Raw genomic sequence first — 17,651 nt, 5'->3', positions numbered from 1 at the left:
GTTCCCCTGGGATCGTGGCAGTTAGCCGTCGACGCTCGGTCGGCCCAGCGCCCAGTCAACACCTCGGTTAGCGGTTGTGCTGGGCTTATCGGCCGAATGGCCGATACTGCCGACGTTGTGGGAGTCTAATGCTGCTAAGACAATCTCGTCGCCCGTCGCGGTGAGGCGTTCGGTTCTACACAAGGGGAGTCCCCGTGGACGCAGTTCTGGGGGTAGCGGTCACCGGCCCGGTCGCCCATTTGGCGCTGGTCGGTTCGACCCCTCAGGGATTCGACGTGCTCGACCAGTCGACGGTCGACGTGGCGGCCAACCCGGTCGGGGCGTTGACCGACACCGTGGTCGGCACCCACCGGTTACTCGCCGACGATCAGCACCGGCTGGTCGGAACCGGGGTGTGTTGGTCGGATCAGCAGTTGGCCGATGAGTTGCGGCGTCTATTGACCGAGGCCGGCATCGACGTCGCGCTGCTGTCGGAGGTGGAGGCAACAACGGCGTTGGTGCGCAACGCTTCTCAGGGTGGCAGCGAGCAGACAGCGCTGCTGTCGGTCGACGGCCGGACGGCGACGTTGTCGACGGTGGGAGCCGATGACCAAGCGCCGCCGACGGTTCTGGGCGCCCAGCCGATCGAGGGCTCCGACGCTACCTCCGCCGCCGCCACGTTATTGGGCCGGCTGGGCGCGGGAGCCGGCGCCGCGGGCGGCGTCTATCTGATCGGAAAGTCGTCTGACTCATCGACCGACCTGCATACCGTTGCCAACAAATTGCAGGCCACATCGGCGCTGCCGGTGCAGGTTGCGGACGAATTCGCGATCGCCCGCGGTGCGGCGCTGGCGGTGGAACCGACGACGATGACGCACTCATTCGCGGCAGGTGGCGCGGGTGGCGACGCGACGGCGATGGCCCCGGCGGCAGACATGACGCAGGCAGCGGCGATACCGCCCGCGGCAGAGATGACGCAGGCGAGTGCGCAGCAGGGAGAGCAGCTGGCCTACTCGATGGCCGACGATTCCGAACTGCTTCCGATGGAAGCGATGGACGAGTCCGAAGGCGAGTACGCCGAGGAGGGCGCCGCTCCGCGGCTGAGCTCGCGGTCGTTGCTCATCAGCAATGCCGTCGTAGCTTTCGCTGTGGTGGGCTTCGCGGTATTGGCGGTCGCGGTGGCGATCACGATTCGCCCGACCGCCAGTCAACAGCCGGTTCAAGGACATCCGAATGCGGCGCCGGGAAAGTTCATGCCGCCCTTGCCAACTCAACAGCAGGCGCCGCTGCCGCCGGTGCCGCCCACCGCTAATCCCGCTGCGGTTCTTCCGCCGGGCAGCGGCCTGCCGGTGGTGTCGGGTCCTCAGCAGGGCATCGCCCCGGCCCCGGTGGCGCCGGCTCCCGCCCCGGCCCCTGCCCCAGCCCCGGCTCCGGCGAACCCGCCAAACCCGAACGTGCCGATCCCGATACCGATCCCGATCCCAATCCCGTTCCCTAACACGACCGGGACGACGACGGGCACCACCGGCACCACGACCGGTGCGACGACGGGCACGACCGGTACCACCGGTACCACGGGTGCGACGACGGGTACGACGGGCACCACGACCGGTGCGACGACGGGCACCACGGGTACGACCGGTGCGACAACCGGTACCACCGGCGGCACGACGGGAACGACGGGTGCGACGACGGGCGGTACCACGGGTGCGACAACCGGCGGCACGACGGGCGGTACGACCGGTGGCGGTACGACCGGTGGCACGACGGGCGGTACGACCGGTGGCGGTACGACCGGTGGCGGCACGACCGGCGGCGGTACGACCGGTGGCACGACGGGCGGTACGACCGGTGGCACGACGGGCGGTACGGGTGGGACCACTGGCGGTACGACCGGTGGCGGTACGACCGGCGGCGGCACAACGGGTGGCGGTACCACCGGCGGTACCGGGGGCACGACCGGTGGCACGACTGGCGGCGGCACCACCGGTGGCACGACTGGCGGCGGGACAACCGGTGGCGGTACGACGGGCGGCGGCACGACTGGCGGCGGCACGACTGGTGGCGGCACCACGGGCGGTGGCGGCACGACGGGCGGCTTCCACTTCTGATATCCCGAGCGGTGTCAGGGACCAGATCCCTTACTGTCGGAAACCATGCCCGACGGTCTGGTCACGGTGGTGCTGCCCTGCCTGAACGAGGCCGAGTCGCTGCCGTCCGTGTTGGCGGCCATGCCAGCCGGCTACCAGGCTTTGGTGGTCGACAACAACAGCACCGATGACACCGCCGAAGTAGCCCGCCGCCACGGCGCGAGGGTGGTTGCCGAATCGCGACCCGGCTACGGCTCGGCGGTGCACGCCGGGGTAGAAGCGGCGACGACTCCGATCGTCGCCGTCATCGATGCCGACGGGTCACTGGACCCCGCCGACCTGCCCCCGCTGGTCGCCGAATTGGACCGCGGCGCCGACCTGGCGATCGGCCGGCGCCGCCCGGTGCCCGGACTGCGCTGGCCCTGGGTCGCGCGGCTGGGCACCGTGATGATGAGCTGGCGGCTGCGCACCCGCCACGGCTTGCCGGTACATGACATCGCGCCGATGCGGGTCTTCCGGCGCGACGCCCTACTGAGCCTGGACGTCAAGGACCGCCGATCCGGATACCCGCTGGAGCTGCTGGTGCGGGCGGCCGCGGCCGGCTGGCGGGTGGTCGAGCACGACGTCGCATACGGGCCCCGCACCGGCGGCAAATCCAAGATCAGCGGCTCGCTGCGGGGCAGCGTGACCGCGATCCTGGACTTCTGGAAAGCGATCTCATGAGCGTCCTGCCGCTGACGTTGCTGGTGGTGGCGAAGGCCCCGGTGCCCGGCCGGGCCAAGACTCGGCTGGCGGCGAAGGTCGGCGATCGGGTCGCCGCCCAGATCGCCGCGGCCGCACTGATCGACACTCTCGACGCGGTGGAGGCCACCCCGGTCGCCGCGCGGGTGGTGGCGCTCACCGGCGAGCTGCATGACGCCGTCGACGCCGCCGAGATCCGCGACCGGCTCACCACGTTTACCGTTATCGGGCAGCGCGGCAACGACTTCGCCGACCGGCTGGCCAACGCGCATGCCGACGCCGCAGTCGACGGGCATCCGGTCTTGCAGATCGGGATGGACACCCCGCAGGTGACCGCCGAACTACTGGCCGACTGCGGCCGGCGCTTAGCCCAAGCGCCGGCCGTGCTCGGCTTGGCCAGTGACGGCGGCTGGTGGGCGCTCGGCGTGCGCACCGCGGCGCTCGCCGAGCACCTGCGCGGTGTCCCGATGTCCCATCGCAACACCGGAGCGTTGACGCTAAAAGCCTTACGCAGCAACGGCGTTAGCGTGTCACTGCTCGAAGAGTTGGCCGACGTCGACGTCGTCGACGACGTGGCCGCGGTGCGCGAACGCTGTCGGCCGGACAGCCGGTTCGCGCGAGCCACCCGGCAAGCGGGTCTTTGACTACCAGTGGGTGAAGATCAGGCTGTTCAGCAGCAGCGCCCCGACGATGTTGACGGCCAGCCACAACCGTTGTGACCGCGGCGGCAGCAGCGCCGGCGCGGCGGTCAGCCACACCGTGAACGGTAGCCAAATCCGCTCTGTCTCGGCCTTGCTCAGCATGCTCAGGTCCGCGCAGACGATCGCGACCAACACCGCCAGGATCAACAGATGAAGGCCAGAGCGGCGACGAATCGCCGTCCAGTCGAATGCCCTGGCGAGCCCTGCCACGCTGCCCAACCCGATCGCGCACACCACCGCGGCCAGGTTCCCCCAGCTCCAGTACTGAAACGGCCGATCGCTCGCAATGCCTTGCCAATATCGTTGCTGCACAAGGTTATAACCTTCGAACCACGAGAACCCTGAGGCGGCGAACACCGCTGCAATCGCGAATGCGGCCAAAACGGCCGGGCTGAGTGCCCGCAACGCGGGACGCCATTGCGGCGCCGACACCAGCACGGCCAACACCGGAAACGCCAGCAAGGTCAGCCCGTAGCTGAGAAACACCGCCCAACCGAGCAGCAGCCCCGCCCCGGCCGCGATCAGTGCGGGGAATCGGACCGCACCACGCGCCGCCAACGCCAGCAGCGCGATACCCCAAGCGGCGACCCCGGCGAAATACCCATCCGCGGAGACCGCGACCCAGATCGCCGTCGGCGCGACCGCGACGAACGGCGCGGCCCGGCGCGCGGTCAGCTCGTCGGCCAATGCCCGCACCGCGATCACGATCGCGGCCGCTGCGCTCGACCCGACCAGCAGGCAGAACACTCCGCCCCAAGCTCCGCCACCGAGGCCGAGCCGGTCCAGCCACACGAACGTCAGCAGCGCGCCCGGCGGATGCCCGGACACATGGGTGATCCAGGAGTCCGGCTGGAAGTCGAGGATCCGGCTGGAGAACGTGCGCACCGCCTTGCCGATGTCGGTGATCCCCGGCACCTGCGGCAGATACTCGTCTTTGTCCGTGAGCCGTCCGGCGAAGCCGCGCTGCCAGCCGTCGATCATGGCCAGCGACAGCGCCCACAAGCAGGAAGTCGCCCAGCTGGCCAGCGTCAGCACCGGCCAGGGCGGCCGCTGGGCGACGGCAGGCCCCCACACCACCGCGGCCAGACCGAGCAGGATCGCCGGCCCGGTACCCCAGCCGACGTGGGCATCAAACCAGCCGAAGATCGGTGCGGCTGCGGCGTGCCAGGCGGACCGGTCCGGTTCGGCGTGGATACGTGGCCGGGGCCCCCAGTGCACGCGCGGCAATACGAACGCGGCCGCGACCAGCAACAGGCCTGCTGTGACAGCGAGCGCCTCCTTGCGACCAAGCTTCACGATCGCTCAGCCTATTGAGCGGTCGCGTCGTCTTCCGCCCGCCGGTGGCGAAACAGATGTTCCACAGTTTCGGGTGGGACGAATGCCAGGTAGAGCACGAACATGGCGAGCGTGAAAAACCCGACGGCGATGGTGATCATGATCAGCGTGTGCATCACCACGCCAGCGCCGAGCACCCATGGTCGTAATCGGTTGTTCCAGACCAGAATTGCGATCGAAAACTCGACGGCGAGTATTGCCCAGGTGACGGCGTTCATCAGCAGCGCGCTGCCGGCGAACCAATGCGGGACGGGCAGCAGCAGCATGTCCTGCAGTCGCAGGGCGTAGGACACTGCCGTGCCCTGCGGCCACGAGGCGCCGCTGAGCTTGCTCAGCGCCGACGCCAGATAGATCAGCGACAGTTGCACTTGCAGCAACCGCACCGGCCAGCGTGGCCGCTGCTGCGCCGACCAAAAGGTTCCGCCACCGCGTTTCTGATCGAGCGACAGCGCCGCACCGCACGGCGAAATCGCAAGGAACAGAGCCTCGATGCGTATCGCAAGGTCACCGGAGTTGAACACCCACGGATTGCGGTGTTCGAAGGAAATGATGAGCACGAATGCCCCCAGCGCGGCCAGCCGGCTGTGCCAGCCGATCGCCAGCGCCACCGAACACACCAGCAGCACGGCCCAGCCGATCAGTAGCGCACGATCACTGGTCCAGACTTCAAAAACGCCCCATCCGAAGACGCCCCCGGGCTGTTGCGGCACAACCCCGTGCGGACCGAACAGCTGGTACAGATCGGGTAGCAGCGAAACAGTCCAGCCGATCGCGAGCACGCCGAACGCCATCCTGACCAAGCCGAGCGGGTAGGCCGGCTGCGGTTGGAACCAAAACGTCCGCCATGCCTGCACCGCGGCCGCAAACCACGGCCGCCCACCGCTTTCCGGCTCGGTCATCGCCGTCCGGTGAGGATCTCGTCGTAGAGAATCTCCTGCCCGCGGGTTATCGGACCGCCGCTGCCCGGCGCTGGTAACAACTCGGTACGCAACAGCATCTGCACGCGTACCGCGCGCTCCGAGGGTCCGGTGAGCCGGTGAACAACCCAATGCGCCACGCCGGCTCGGATCGCGGGCTGACGGACCAGGTTCTCCTTGAGCTTCTGCCAGCGATACCAGGCGAATGCCCCCACCACCCGGTCACCGCGCGGATTCGTCCACACCCGCTGGTCGCCGTCGGCCATGATGACCCGCACTTCGACGAACTCCAAGCGCCGCAACGGTTCCGGGGCATACACTCGCCAGTCCTGCTCCAGCCCCGTCGCCGATGCAACCGGCTGCAGGACGGGCGCAACCCGCCGCTTGAGTTCGGCATCGGGCAGACTCCACACCACGCCGATGAGCAGCACCACCACGACCAAGACGCTGATCGCTGCCTCGCCGGCCCGCGACCCTTCGAATCGCTGCCCCAACGTCGACAACTTCCAGCGGTCCAGCGCCAGCTCCTTTCCGGCCTTGTCATCGGTCGAACCGGCGTGTCAGCGCCTGCCGATCCACCTTGCCGATGCCACGCATCGGAAGCGTATCGAGGATATGCAGTTCGCGTGGCGCAGCAGTGACGTCCAGCGTCTGTGTCACGTGTGCGCGCAGCGTGTCGAGTGCCAGTTGCTCATAACCATCTGCGACCACCACGGCCGCCACCACCCGCTGACCCAGCCGGTCGTCGGCGACGCCGAACACCGCGCAGTCGGCCACCGCGGGGTGGCTGCGCAACGCCGCCTCCACCGGCTGCGGCAGCACCGTCAACCCGCCGGTGCTGATCGCCTCGTCAGCTCGGCCCCGCACCATGAGCACACCCGAATCATCCACAGCCCCAATATCATCGGTGCGAAACCAGCCCGGCTCGGCGAACGGGTCGGGATCCGGCCGGTTGCGATAACCCTTGGCCAGAGTCGCGCCGCCGATCACGATGCGGCCATCGCCCTCCAGCCGCAGCCGCACCCCGTCGAGCGGGATCCCGTCGTAGACGCAGCCGCCGGCCGTCTCGCTCATCCCGTACGTGCGCACCACCGTGATACCCGCGCTCGCGGCGGCCTCCAGCATCGGCCGGGGGGCCGGGCCGCCGCCGATCAGCACGGCGTCCACCTCAGCGAGTGCGGCAGTCGCTGCCCGATCGGTCAGCGCCTTGACCAACTGCGCTGCGACCAGCGCGGTATAGCGCCGACCGGAGCCGAGTTCCCTTACCGCAGAAGGTAATTCGGTCACATCGAACCCAGCCGAGACATCCAATTCGACGGGAACACTACCGGCCAGCAGGCTGCGCACCAGCACCTGCACACCCGCGATGTGATGCGGCGGCAACGCCAGCAGCCACCGGCCCGGTCCGCCGAGCCGGTCATGGGTGGCCGCCGCGCTGGCAGTCAGCGCAGCGGCGGTCAACATCGCGCCCTTGGGCGCGCCGGTGGTTCCGGACGTCGTCACCACCAGGGCGATGTCGTCGTCGATCTCCTCGCCGACCCGCAATGCCGATAGCTCAGGGCGACTGTCTGCGGCTATGGGGACAAAGGCGGAATCGCGGCCATCCAAGACTCGTTCCAGCGCGGGTAGCAGCGAGTGCGCCGAGAGGCCCGGCGCTACCGGGAGTGCGCGCAGGACGGCTATCCGGCCTCCTCGTCGCGCGCGTTGTCTAACGGCCAACCTTTGGCGGCCAAACGTTCCCGAACCCGTTCGATATCCGCCGGGTTTGGCAGCTCATCGGTGAACTGGGTGATCACCACCCCGATGTCGATGTGATCGAAGTCGCCGCGCTGCATCAACTCCCGGGCCACGTCCTTGACCTCGTCGTTGGTCAGCCGACGCGACAGCAGCGCGAGCAGCGGGAAGTAGTCCGTGGGCGGAACGCCGTCGGGATATCCGGCGCGCAACCACGCGACGATCGTGTTCAGGAAACGATTCACACTGCGTCAACTTCCCCGCGGAGGCCTCCGCCACGCCTGTGCAGCCAATAAACTTCGATCCTACGTAGGTTTCGCGCCCATGATGTACCACCCGGTGTGGTATCCGATGAAGTCCCGGGCGATGAACAACACGCCGACGATGACCGCCGTCAGCACCAGCGCGTAGCACAGCCAGCTCAGCGCGGTCAGCACCGGACGTTTCCGCGTAATGGCGTCGCCGCTGATACCGGCGCCCGCGGTGCCGACTCGCACCCCGAGTGCGAACAACGCCGGCAGCGCCGCGCCGACGAGCAAGCCGAACACCAAGATCCGGAGTGTGGCGTGGTAGTTGAACCAGGTCGTCATGGGATGCGCGCGTTCTCCGTAGCGGTGGCGTCGAGGACAATTTTCGGGATTTGCGGGTCGAGCTCGGGCGTCTGCCCGTTAGGCGATTCGAGCCCCGCGGTCAGAGTGCCCTCCCACTCGTGATTGACGTTGTTGTGGTCGATGCGCACCTTGCGCGACTGCAGCCAGATGGCCAGTGCAGTTCCAGACAGCAGGATGAAACCGACGATCACGCCGAGGTAGCCGCCGATGTGGTGCACCAGCACATAGGTGACGGCGCCGACGATGCCGGCCGACGGCAGGGTGATCAGCCAGGCGGTCACCATCCGGCCGGCCACTCCCCAGCGCACTTCCGCTCCGGGTTTGCCCACGCCGCTGCCCAGCACGGATCCGGTTACCACCTGAGTCGTGGAAAGCGCGTACCCGAAGTGCGCGGACAGCAAAATGATTGCCGCCGAAGACGATTCGGCGGACATGCCTTGGGGCGGCTTGATCTCGACAATTCCCTTGCCCATGGTGCGGATGATTCGCCAGCCGCCGAAGTAGGTGCCCGCCCCCATCGCCAACGCGCAGGCCACGATGACCCACAGCGGCGGCAGGGCGGCGGTCCTGCTGACCGCGCCGTATGAGATCAGCGCCAGAAAGATCACGCCCATGGTCTTCTGGGCGTCGTTGGTGCCGTGTGCCAACGAGACCAGCGACGCCGAGAAGATCTGCCCGCGGCGGAAGGCTGCCTCGCTGCGCTTCTCCGGGACGCCGCGATTGAGCCGGTAGACCAGCCAGGTGCCGACCGCACCGACCACGGTGGCCAGTACGGCTGCGATGACGGCCGGTATCAGCACCCGCGACACCACTCCGGTCCAGATCACCCCGTGTCCGCCGACCGCGGCGATCATGGCACCGACGATGCCACCGATCAGGGCATGCGAGGAACTCGACGGGATGCCGAGCAGCCAGGTCAGCAGGTTCCAGACGATGCCACCGACCAGCCCGGCGAAGACCAGTTCCAGGGTCACCAGATGACCGTTCACCAGGTCCTTCGCGATCGTCGCAGCGACAGCGGTGGACAGGAACGCTCCCAATAGGTTCAGCACCGCCGACAGCGTTACCGCAACCTTTGGCTTTAGCGCGCCGCTGGCAATGGAGGTGGCCATGGCGTTGCCGGTGTCGTGGAACCCGTTGGTGAAGTCGAATGCGAGTGCTGTGATCACGACGATGATCAGAAGGAACAACTCAAGGTTCACGGGGCCAATTCTGGGGGTCCGCGCGTCCGAATGTCGATCAAACCGCGCTGTGAATTACGGGTGGCTCCGATTCGTCGCCCGAAGTTCGCTTCCGGTTAACCTTCGACCTGGCGACGTTCACCGCGGGTGTCGCGGCGCAGCGGGTGGTCCGGCGGTATCTGGACGAAGATCAGCGTCACGCCGTCGGGATCGGTCACGTGCATCTCGTGCAGACCCCACGGCTCGCGACGGGCCTCGCGGGTGATCGGCACACCCCGGCTCTCCAGCTCGGCCTGCGTCGCGACCACGTCGCGCACCTGGAGCCACAGCGCCCCGGGAAACGGCCCGCCGGGTTGGTCCGGCGCGCCGTGGCCCGCTAGCTCGATCAGCGATTGTCCGGCGTAAAACACTGTGCCCGAACCGTATTCGCGGGCGATCGCCAACCCTACCTCGTCTCGGTAAAACCTCAGCGAGCGCTGATAGTCCGCCGGCCGAAACAACGTCCGGCTGGCCAGGATCTCCATGTCCTCGTGTCTATCACGCGGTGTCCGTCGTGGACTGCATGTTGCGGCGTTTCATCAGCGAGGTCGCCCCCTCCGGACTCACCATGTCGAGCGCTTTGATCGCAAGCGCCATCCGCGGTGCGATCCGGATCGGACGTCGGCGGGCCGCGGTGATCATCCACTCCGCGGCCTCCTCGGCCGTCAGCCCCGGCCGGTTGGCGAAGGCTTTCGTCGGCGCCACCATCGGGGTGTGCACCAGTGGGTAGTACAGCGTGGTCGAGTGCACGCCGTGGCGCGACCACTCGGTTTCGATCACCCGACTCACCGATGCCAGCGCCGTTTTCGATGCGTTGTACACCGCGAAAAGCGGTGACGCTTCGCTGAACACCCCCCACGTCGCGACGTTGATGATGTGCCCGTCGCCGCGCTCGATCATCCCGGGTGCGATGCCGCGGATCAGCCGCAGCGGCGAATAGTAGTTGAGCACCATGGTCCGCTCGACGTCGTGCCAGCGTTCCAGCGACTCGGCCAGCGGGCGGCGGATGGACCGGCCGGCGTTGTTCACCAGGATGTCCACCCCGCCGAGGCGGTCCTGGACGTCGGCGACCAGCCCGTCGACGGCCTCCATGTCGGACAGGTCGCAGGGGATGGCGATCGCGGCGCCGCCGGCGTCTTCGATGCGGCCCACCACCGCATCCAGCAGCTCTTTGCGGCGGGCCACGGCGACCACTGTCGCGCCGTGGCGGGCGAACTGCTCGGCGCCGCTTTCCCCGATGCCGGAGGAGGCGCCGGTGACGAGGATGCGCTTGCCGGCGAGGTCGATGGGCTTGGCCGCGGGCCGGTAGAGCTGCAGGTGCGGCGTGATGGGTGGCCGCATGGTCGTCAGGGCGATCTGCTCGGCGACTCGGCGCAGCGGACTCTTACTCATGCTTCGAGAGTCTATGCATCACACTCGAGCGCCTCAGAAGTAGCGGGGGAACCGGCTCCAGTCCGGTGGTCGCTTCTCCAGGAATGCGTCGCGGCCCTCGACTGCCTCGTCGGTCATGTACGCCAACCGGGTGGCCTCGCCGGCGAACAGTTGCTGGCCCACCAGGCCGTCGTCGATCAGGTTGAATGCGTACTTCAGCATCCGTTGCGCCTGAGGCGATTTCGCGTTGATCTCGGCCGCCCACTGCACACCCGTCGACTCCAATTCGGTGTGGTCGACAACGGCGTTGACGGCGCCCATCGCGTGCATCTGCTCGGCCGTGTAGTCGTGGCCTAGAAAGAAGATCTCCCGGGCGAACTTCTGGCCCACCTGCCGGGCCAGATAGGCGCTGCCGTATCCGCCGTCGAAGCTGCCGACATCGGCGTCGGTCTGCTTGAACCGGGCGTGCTCACGGCTGGCCAGGGTGAGGTCGCAGACCACGTGCAGGCTGTGGCCGCCGCCGGCCGCCCACCCGTTGACCAGGCAGATCACCACCTTCGGCATGAACCGGATCAGCCGCTGCACCTCGAGGATGTGCAGCCGGCCGGCGCGGGCGGGGTCCACGGTGTCGGCGGTCTCACCGGAGGCGTACTGATAGCCGCTGCGCCCGCGGATGCGTTGGTCGCCCCCGGCGCAGAACGCCCAACCGCCGTCTTTCGGCGACGGCCCGTTTCCGGTCAACAGCACCACGCCGACGTCGGGGGACATCCGGGCGTGGTCGAGCACCCGGTACAGCTCGTCGACGGTGTGGGGGCGAAAGGCGTTGCGCACCTCCGGACGGTTGAATGCGACCCGCACGGTGGCGTCGCTGACGTGGCGGTGGTAGGTGATATCGGTCAACTCGGCGTATTCGTCAACCGGCCGCCAGTCATCGGGATGAAATGGGTTGTCGCTCAAGGCTCTTGGACTCCATCATGGTCGATACTGAGGCTGCCGCAGGTTATCGTCTGGGCGGCGGTCACCGCCGGATCCTGCGCAGAGCGCGCGGTTACGGTGTCCGAGCGGCCGATGCTGGCAATCGTGCCGTTCAGGTTGATTTCGGTGCGCCGGACCGTCCACTGGTCATTGTGTTGCAGTGCTTGCAGTCCGGCCAGGCGGGGCCCGTCGCCGAGATCGGCGCAGCCGACGCCGGTGCCGGTGCCGCGCCGGTTCTCCAGGTCGAACAGGAATGGCGCACCTTGGTTGTCGACGACGGTTTGGATTCGGCAGTCGGCGAATCCGTACAGGTGCGCGCCGCGGCCGTCGCTGACGATGATCTGGTGGCTGCCGTCCTGTTGTGCGTCGATAGCCAAGGCGCGCAGCGGAAGTGGGCTGGCGGTCGTGATCTCCACGTCGCTGACGGCCCCGCTGGCGGTGCTGACGCCGACGAACCGGTGGGTCGCCCCGTCGGTTTTCCGCACGCCGCCGATCCACAACGCGTCCGGCAGCCCATCGCCGTCGAGGTCGTCGACCTGGAGTTGCACGGCCCGCGGCGGCGGAGGCTCCCCTCCGGCGGGGCAGGCCGCGGCGGCGGCGGGTGGCGCGGTTCGCACCGCGGTTGCCAGCGCGGCTAACGCGAGTGAGGCAGCCAGGAGCCGGGGCAGCATCGGATCAGGCCGGGTCCAGGCGGAACACCGCGCAGCGGCCGGCCAGCGCCTCGAACTCCTCCGGTCGGCCGTCGGTGACCAGACCGGAGCGCTTCATGAAGCCGACGCCGGTGGGCACTTCGGTGGGCCATAGCCGTAACAGCGGGCGGGCCTCATCGGCGGGAAGTTCGACCAGGCGAACGTGCTCGTGGCGTCGCCCGCGCCTGACCGTCGCTTTCTCGGCGGCGCGGACGTTGGCCACCCAGTCCGCACCGGGGAAGCCGCCGACGATGTATTCCTTGCCGTCGACCGTCATCGGGGTGACCGGTGTCGAGCGGGGCTGCCCGGATTTTCGTCCTGGCACGGTCAACACCACCGGCCCTTCACCGCCGAATCGCATACCCAGCCGCGACATCTGGATGAATACCTTGTTGGCCGGCTTGAGCCACCACGGCGGCCTGATGCGCTCAGTCACGGCACCGACGCTACCGCCCCGGCCACTTAAGCGCCGAGTGTGCGCCTAGCCGCACGTTCGGATGCCAATGTGCGGCCAGCGGCACATTGGCCGAGCTTCTAACCGACCGCCCGGCCCGCACCTTCCCAGAACTGGGCGCGCACCGACTTCTTGTCCGGTTTGCCCAGCCCGGTCAGCGGCAGCGAGTCGACGACCACCACCCGCTTGGGCGACTGCACCGAGCCCTTGCGCTCCTTGACCGCGGCCTGGATCTTGGCGGTCATCGCCTCGATCGCATCGTCATCGCGGGGGGCATCGGAGCGCAACACCACCACCGCGGTGACGGCCTCGCCCCATTTGTCGTCCGGCGCCCCGACCACGCACACCTGCGCGATCGCCGGATGCTCGGCCACGACGTCCTCGACCTCGCGGGGGAACACGTTGAACCCGCCGGTGACGATCATGTCCTTGACCCGGTCGACGATGTAGTAGAAGCCGTCCTCGTCCTCGCGGGCCATGTCGCCGGTGTGCAGCCAACCGTCGCGGAAGGTTTCGGCAGTCGCTTCGGGCAGATTCCAGTAGCCGCCGGCCAAAAGCGGTCCGCTGACGCAGATTTCACCGACTTCGCCCTGCGGCACTGGTTTGCCGTCGAGGTCCAACAGCGCGGTGCGGGCGAACAGCGTCGGGCGCCCGCACGACGTCAGCCGCTTCTCGTCGTGATCGCTCTTAGCCAGGTAGGTGATCGCCATCGGCGCTTCGGACTGCCCGTAGTTCTGGGCGAAGATCTTGCCGAACCGCCGGATCGCCTCGGCCAGTCGCACCGGGTTGATCGCCGACGCGCCGTAATAGACCGTCTCCAGCGACGACAAGTCCCGGGTGTGCGAATCCGGGTGGTCCATCAGCGCGTAGAGCATCGACGGCACCACAAACGTGGCCGTAATGCGCTTCTCCTCAATGGTTTTCAACACCTCAGCCGGGTCGAACTTGGGCAGCACGTACATCTGGCCGCCCTTGACCAACGTCGGCAGAAAATACGCCGCCCCGGCATGAGACAGCGGAGTGATCATCAAAAACCTTGGCTCCTCCGGCCATTCCCATTCGGCGAGCTGAATCGTCGTCATAGTGGCGATCGACTGCGCGGTGCCCATCACGCCCTTGGGTTTGCCGGTGGTGCCGCCGGTGTAGGTCAATCCGATGACCTGGTCCGGCGGCAGGTCCGCGGCCACCAGCGGCTGCGGGTCGTACTTGGCTGCCTCCGCGGACAAATCGACGGCCACATCCTTGAGCTCATCGGGCACCGGGCCGATGGTCAGGATCTGCTTGAGCGAGTCCACCCGCTCCAGCAGCCGCTGCGCGCGCTCGACGAACATCGGGTTGGGGTCGATGATCAGCGAGCTGATCCCGGCGTCGGAGAGCACATAGGCGTGGTCGTCCAGCGAGCCCAGCGGATGCAAAGCGGTACGCCGATAACCCTGGGTCTGGCCGGCGCCGATGATCAACAGCACTTCGGGACGGTTGAGCGACAACAGCCCCACGGACGCGCCGGTGCCGGCGCCCAGCGCCTCGAACGCCTGGGTGTACTGGCTGATCCGCTCGGCCATCTGGCCGCCGGTCAGCGTGGTGTCTCCAAGGAACAGCACCGGCTTGTCCTTGTGGCGCTTGAGCGCGCCGACCAGCAGGTGGCCGTTGTGGGTCGGGTGGCGCAACAGCTCGTCGTTCATGACGCTAAGACTAGAACGTGTTACAGAATCAGCCGAGCCCCGCCCGAAAATCGGCTTACGTCGCAGCTTGGGCGCGCCATTGGATTTCCTTCTGGACGTATTCGTTGTCCTGCGGGAACTCGTCGGTCTCGTGGACGCGGCGGACCTCCAGGCTGGTGCCCGGGCCCAGCGGGCAGCGGGTGGCCCACTGCTGAGCTTCTTCCTTCGAGGACACTCCGATGATCCAGAACCCGTTGAGCAGCTCACCGTGATACGGCTCGTCAGATACCGTGGGCGTCGCGGAACAGAAGTCGACGACGAAGCCCTCCTCTGGTCCGGCCAGTCCCTCGCCGGCCAGCAGCACCCCGGCCTCGATAAGCGACTCGTTGTAGCGGCCCATCGCGGTCAGGATCTCGTCGAACGGGACGTCCTTGGCGGCCTCCTGCGCCTCAGGGTTCGACCGCATGATCATCATGTAGCGCATCGCTGACTCCTCTCATTCTCGAATGTTCACCACTACTGACTCGCACTGGCGCCGTTTCTCATCGCGCGCAAGTGGGCCGCAAGTAGGATCGCCGCTCATGGCGGACGCCGACATCGTGGTCACCGGCACCGTGCTGACTGTCGACGACGCGCAGCCCACTGCCGAGGCGCTCGCCGTTGCCGAGGGCCGGATCATCGCCGTGGGCAGCCGCTCGGATGTAAGCAGTCTGGCCGGCTCCAGGACCCGGACCATCGATGTCGGTGACGGCTGCGTCATGCCGGGTTTCGTTGAGGCGCACGGTCATCCGCTGATGGAGGCGGTCGCTCTGTCGGATCGCATCGTCGACATCCGCCCGGTCACCGTCCGCGATGCCGACGAAGTCGTCGACGCCATCCGCCGCGAAATCACCAAACGCGGATCGGCCGGGGCCTACCTGAACGGCTGGGATCCGTTGCTGCAACCCGGACTTCCCGAGCCGACGCTGAGCTGGCTCGACGACATCGCGCCGGACGGGCCGCTGGTGATCCTGCACAACTCCGGGCACAAGGCGTATTTCAACTCGCACGCCGCCCGCAAAGCCGGCCTCAACCGTGACACGCCCGACCCCAAGGGCGCCCGATACGGCCGCGACGCCGACGGCGAGCTCGACGGCACCGCCGAGGAGACCGGCGCGGTGTTCCCACTGCTGGGCGCAGCCATCCAGCCCGGCGACTATCCGGCCATGCTGCTTGCCGAGTGCGCCCGTCTCAACCGCGCGGGGCTGACCACCTGCTCGGAGATGGCGTTCGACCCGGGATTTCGGCCACTGGTCGAGAACCTGCGCGGGCAGCTGACGGTGCGGTTGCGCACCTACGAAATCTCCAACCCGCAGCTGACCACCGACGCCAAACCGGGCGACGGCGACGACATGCTGCGCCAGGTCGGCATCAAGATCTGGGTAGACGGCTCACCGTGGATCGGCAACATCGATCTGTCGTTCCCGTATCTCGACACCGCCGCGACCCGCACCATCGGAGTGCCGCCCGGCTCCTGCGGGCACGCCAACTACACCCGCGAACAGCTGGCCGAAATCGTCGAAGCCTACTTCCCGTTGGGCTGGCCGATGGCCTGCCACGTCATGGGCGACGCCGGCATCGACACCATCCTCGACATCTACGAACAGGCACTGCAGCGCTGGCCCCGCCCCGACCACCGATTGCGGCTCGAACACGTCGGCGCCATCCGGCCCGACCAACTGCACAGAGCTGCGGGACTCGGCGTCACCTGCAGCATTTTCGTCGACCAAATCCACTACTGGGGCGATGTCATCGTCGACGGACTGTTCGGCATGGAGCGCGGATCTCGTTGGATGCCAGCAGGGTCCGCGGTTGCCACCGGGATGCGCATCTCACTGCACAACGATCCACCGGTCACTCCGGAGGAGCCGCTGCGCAACATCAGCGTCGCCGCGACAAGGATCGCGCCGAGCGGTCGAGTGCTGGCGCCTGAGGAGCGGTTGACCGTCGAGCAGGCCATCCGCGCGCAGACCATCGACGCCGCCTGGCAGCTGTTCGCCGACGACGTGATCGGCTCGCTTGAGGTCGGCAAATACGCGGATCTGGTTGTGTTGTCAAAGGATCCGCGGACGGTCCCAACTGAAGAGATCGCCGACCTCGACGTGCGCGCCACCTTCCTGGCGGGACGGCAGGTCCACGGGGAGTGAAGCCGCCGCTGGACGACATCCTGGACCGGCTGCATGTGGTGGCACTGCCGATGCGGGTGCGCTTCCGCGGCATCACCACCCGCGAGCTTGCGCTGATCGACGGCCCGGCCGGCTGGGGAGAATTCGGCGCCTTCCTCGAATACGACCACCCCGAAGCCGCGCACTGGCTGGCCTCGGCGCTCGAATCCGCCTACAGCGCACCGCCGCCCCCACGACGTGACCGAATCCCCATCAACGCCACAGTCCCCGCCGTGCCCGCCGCTCAGGTTCCCGACGTGCTGGCCCGCTTCCCGGGCGCGCGCACCGCCAAGGTCAAGGTCGCCGAACCCGGGCAGACGCTGGACGACGACGTCGCCCGCGTCGACGCCGTCCGTGCCCTGGTACCCACCGTTCGGGTCGACGCCAACGGCGCCTGGACCGTCGCGCAGGCCGTCGAGGCCGCTCGAGCGCTCACCGCGACCGGGCCGCTGGAATACCTCGAGCAGCCGTGCAAAACCGTGGAAGAGCTGGCCGAGCTGAGGCGCCGCATAGATGTGCCGCTTGCCGCCGACGAAAGCATCCGCAAGTCCGACGACCCGTTGAAGGTCGTGCGCGCGAAAGCGGCCGATGTCGCGGTGCTGAAAGTTGCTCCGCTGGGCGGTGTTTCAGCTTTGCTGAAAATCGCCGCGCAGATCGACATCCCCGTCGTGGTTTCCAGCGCACTGGACTCGGCGGTCGGGATCGCCGCAGGGTTGACGGCGGCCGCCGCACTGCCGGAACTGAACCATGCCTGCGGGCTGGGCACGGGCGGCCTGTTCGCCGAGGACGTCGCCGAGCCGATGACGCCGCGCGACGGCTATCTGCCCGCCGCATCTGTCACTCCCGATCCGGCGCGGCTGCAGGTATTGGCGGCCCCGCCGCCGCGACGCCAGTGGTGGATCGACCGGGTTAAGGCCTGCTACCCGCTCGTGTCCTAATCTGTGGGATACCCGACCTAGACGACACGAC

The 17,651-nt window shown here is 67.9% G+C and carries 19 protein-coding genes; 5 read left to right on the top strand and 14 right to left on the bottom strand.

What is annotated here, in order from left to right:
- Positions 1-194 precede the first annotated feature (194 nt).
- Genes AWC06_RS11860 through AWC06_RS11850 form a run of 3 tightly spaced genes read left to right on the top strand, consistent with a single transcriptional unit; the run spans position 195 to position 3,454 of the window.
- Positions 195-2,090: a DUF7159 family protein gene (locus AWC06_RS11860; protein WP_085197548.1), complete on the top strand. Its 1,896-nt coding sequence runs from the start codon at positions 195-197 to the stop codon at positions 2,088-2,090.
- Positions 2,091-2,135: 45 nt separating this feature from the next.
- Positions 2,136-2,792, top strand: a complete 657-nt coding sequence (locus AWC06_RS11855; protein WP_085197546.1) for a glycosyltransferase family 2 protein — start codon at positions 2,136-2,138, stop codon at positions 2,790-2,792.
- Positions 2,789-3,454, top strand: coding sequence for a TIGR04282 family arsenosugar biosynthesis glycosyltransferase (locus AWC06_RS11850; RefSeq protein WP_085197544.1), 666 nt, complete (start codon positions 2,789-2,791; stop codon positions 3,452-3,454). The genes AWC06_RS11855 and AWC06_RS11850 overlap by 4 nt, the downstream gene beginning before the upstream one ends.
- Here the strand turns inward: AWC06_RS11850 and AWC06_RS11845 are convergent, their stop codons facing one another.
- The 14 genes from AWC06_RS11845 to AWC06_RS11780 all read right to left on the bottom strand — a co-directional run bounded on the left by AWC06_RS11845 (position 3,455) and on the right by AWC06_RS11780 (position 14,962).
- A complete protein-coding gene (locus AWC06_RS11845) occupies positions 3,455-4,807 on the bottom strand; it encodes a hypothetical protein (protein WP_085197542.1) in 1,353 nt (450 codons plus the stop codon).
- Positions 4,808-4,818: 11 nt separating this feature from the next.
- The gene (locus AWC06_RS11840; RefSeq protein ID WP_085197540.1) at positions 4,819-5,745 is read right to left on the bottom strand and encodes an HTTM domain-containing protein; all 927 of its coding nucleotides are present in this window, start codon (positions 5,743-5,745) and stop codon (positions 4,819-4,821) included.
- Complete coding sequence (locus AWC06_RS11835; RefSeq protein WP_085197538.1) at positions 5,742-6,257, bottom strand: hypothetical protein; 516 nt, start codon at positions 6,255-6,257, stop codon at positions 5,742-5,744. The genes AWC06_RS11840 and AWC06_RS11835 overlap by 4 nt, the downstream gene beginning before the upstream one ends.
- 46 nt (positions 6,258-6,303) lie before the next feature.
- Complete coding sequence (gene menE / locus AWC06_RS11830; RefSeq protein ID WP_211281960.1) at positions 6,304-7,383, bottom strand: o-succinylbenzoate--CoA ligase; 1,080 nt, start codon at positions 7,381-7,383, stop codon at positions 6,304-6,306.
- A gap of 59 nt (positions 7,384-7,442) precedes the next feature.
- The gene (locus tag AWC06_RS11825; RefSeq protein ID WP_085197536.1) at positions 7,443-7,742 is read right to left on the bottom strand and encodes a DUF3349 domain-containing protein; all 300 of its coding nucleotides are present in this window, start codon (positions 7,740-7,742) and stop codon (positions 7,443-7,445) included.
- A gap of 60 nt (positions 7,743-7,802) precedes the next feature.
- The gene (locus AWC06_RS11820; RefSeq protein WP_085197534.1) at positions 7,803-8,087 is read right to left on the bottom strand and encodes a hypothetical protein; all 285 of its coding nucleotides are present in this window, start codon (positions 8,085-8,087) and stop codon (positions 7,803-7,805) included.
- The gene (locus AWC06_RS11815; protein WP_085197532.1) at positions 8,084-9,310 is read right to left on the bottom strand and encodes an inorganic phosphate transporter; all 1,227 of its coding nucleotides are present in this window, start codon (positions 9,308-9,310) and stop codon (positions 8,084-8,086) included. Before AWC06_RS11815 ends, AWC06_RS11820 begins: the two co-directional genes overlap by 4 nt.
- A 95-nt stretch (positions 9,311-9,405) precedes the next feature.
- Positions 9,406-9,813 (bottom strand): VOC family protein, encoded by a 408-nt coding sequence (locus AWC06_RS11810; protein WP_085197530.1) that lies wholly within the window; start codon positions 9,811-9,813, stop codon positions 9,406-9,408.
- A gap of 13 nt (positions 9,814-9,826) precedes the next feature.
- Entirely contained in the window at positions 9,827-10,720 is an 894-nt protein-coding gene (locus AWC06_RS11805; RefSeq protein ID WP_085197528.1) for an SDR family oxidoreductase, read from the bottom strand.
- Between the two features lie 33 nt (positions 10,721-10,753).
- Complete coding sequence (locus AWC06_RS11800) at positions 10,754-11,656, bottom strand: 1,4-dihydroxy-2-naphthoyl-CoA synthase (protein ID WP_085197526.1); 903 nt, start codon at positions 11,654-11,656, stop codon at positions 10,754-10,756.
- Positions 11,653-12,345, bottom strand: a complete 693-nt coding sequence (locus AWC06_RS11795) for a hypothetical protein (protein WP_085197524.1) — start codon at positions 12,343-12,345, stop codon at positions 11,653-11,655. Before AWC06_RS11795 ends, AWC06_RS11800 begins: the two co-directional genes overlap by 4 nt.
- A 4-nt stretch (positions 12,346-12,349) precedes the next feature.
- Positions 12,350-12,799: a nitroreductase family deazaflavin-dependent oxidoreductase gene (locus tag AWC06_RS11790; RefSeq protein ID WP_227371032.1), complete on the bottom strand. Its 450-nt coding sequence runs from the start codon at positions 12,797-12,799 to the stop codon at positions 12,350-12,352.
- A gap of 98 nt (positions 12,800-12,897) precedes the next feature.
- Positions 12,898-14,499, bottom strand: coding sequence for a fatty-acid--CoA ligase FadD8 (gene fadD8, locus AWC06_RS11785; protein WP_085197522.1), 1,602 nt, complete (start codon positions 14,497-14,499; stop codon positions 12,898-12,900).
- 55 nt (positions 14,500-14,554) lie between these two features.
- Positions 14,555-14,962 carry a YciI family protein gene (locus tag AWC06_RS11780; RefSeq protein ID WP_085197520.1) on the bottom strand — a complete coding sequence of 136 codons (408 nt, stop codon included), beginning with the start codon at positions 14,960-14,962 and terminating at the stop codon, positions 14,555-14,557.
- Between the two features lie 97 nt (positions 14,963-15,059).
- Between AWC06_RS11780 and AWC06_RS11775 the strand changes: the two genes are divergently transcribed.
- Both AWC06_RS11775 and AWC06_RS11770 read left to right on the top strand, forming a co-directional pair.
- Positions 15,060-16,664 carry an amidohydrolase gene (locus AWC06_RS11775; protein ID WP_085197518.1) on the top strand — a complete coding sequence of 535 codons (1,605 nt, stop codon included), beginning with the start codon at positions 15,060-15,062 and terminating at the stop codon, positions 16,662-16,664.
- Positions 16,661-17,620, top strand: coding sequence for an o-succinylbenzoate synthase (locus tag AWC06_RS11770; RefSeq protein WP_085197516.1), 960 nt, complete (start codon positions 16,661-16,663; stop codon positions 17,618-17,620). The genes AWC06_RS11775 and AWC06_RS11770 overlap by 4 nt, the downstream gene beginning before the upstream one ends.
- The last annotated feature ends 31 nt before the right edge of the window (positions 17,621-17,651 follow it).

Source organism: Mycobacterium fragae (genome assembly GCF_002102185.1).
GTDB classification, from domain to species: Bacteria; Actinomycetota; Actinomycetes; order Mycobacteriales; family Mycobacteriaceae; genus Mycobacterium; species Mycobacterium fragae.
The sequence above is the reverse complement of the archived record's forward strand: the minus strand, read 5'-3'. Positions and strand labels throughout refer to the sequence as shown.